Consider the following 1,120-nt stretch of genomic DNA (forward strand, 5'->3'; position numbering starts at 1 on the left):
TGTGAGTTCATGCTGAAGCGCGACTTGCGGGGCCTCTCAAGCTAACCGGCGTAGCGTATCTGGGCGAGGAGTTTCTTTCGAAAGACCTCTGCCGGCGTTCGATAGCCGAGGCATTTGCGCGGCGTGGCATTGAGCTGATTACAGATCTCAATGAGGTCGGCGTCGGTCACCGATAAGGGGTCGACCTCTCTCGAAAGCCATTTCCGTACCCGCCTGTTGGTATTTTCGACGGTTCCTTTTTGCCACGGCGATTGAGGGTCGCAGAACCAGGTATGGGTACCAATGCTCGCCTGTAGGTAAGGCCAGTCGGTGAACTCCGTGCCACGGTCGAACGTGATGGAACGACGGGCGAGGTGGGGCAGGGCCTGGAGTGCTTGCACAAGGCCGTTCATGACCGGTCGAGACTGCCGATCGTTGTTGCGTAGAAAGATCGCAAATCGGCTGACCCGTTCAACGAGTGATGTCACATTGGCCTTTCCAAACTTCTTTCGGAACTGGATCAGGTCGCATTCCCAATGCCCGAACTGCTTGCGATCGGCGACCACATCCGGGCGGCGCAGGATGTTGAGTTCCGGGCTAAACCGTTGGCCATGCTTGCGTCTGGCATGTCGCGGTCGCCGCCGAGCGCGATGCTCCGGCAGGTACCGCCACAGTTTGATCGCTTGGCCGTCGGGAGAATACGCGAACTTGTAGATCGTTTCGTGACTGACCGATATCGGATGCCGCTCCAAGCGCATCCTTCCTGCGATCTGCTGCGGTGACCATCCGTGCTTGATCCGATCGATGACGGATTGACGGACACGCGAGAAGCGCACCAGCTTCCTCAGCTTGGCGCGTCGTTCGCACGCCATGTCATGTGCCGTGACACAGTAATAGCCGTTCAGATCCGGGACGACTTCGTCGACGAACATATTGCGCCGGATCTCGCGGAAAATTGTCGAGCGATGGCGTCCAAGCTTCTCGGCGATGATGCCAACAGTCAGGCCAGCCATACGCCAGCGGGCGATCTTACGTCGTTCATCCATGTCGATATGGGAATAGGTGCGGTTCATTGCAGCTTCCTTGCGAGTGACAACCCATTGGTATCATTCGCAAGTCGCACTTCATCCTTGAACCCACC

Annotated in this window: 1 protein-coding gene; it reads right to left on the bottom strand. The window is 57.6% G+C overall.

The annotated features are described in order from the left end of the window. Positions 1-41: 41 nt before the first annotated feature. The gene (locus tag QTL95_RS16150; RefSeq protein ID WP_289720948.1) at positions 42-1,052 is read right to left on the bottom strand and encodes an IS30 family transposase; all 1,011 of its coding nucleotides are present in this window, start codon (positions 1,050-1,052) and stop codon (positions 42-44) included. Positions 1,053-1,120 lie beyond the last annotated feature (68 nt).

It is taken from the genome of Rhizobium sp. S152, from assembly GCF_030380735.1.
Classification (GTDB): Bacteria; Pseudomonadota; Alphaproteobacteria; order Rhizobiales; family Rhizobiaceae; genus Rhizobium.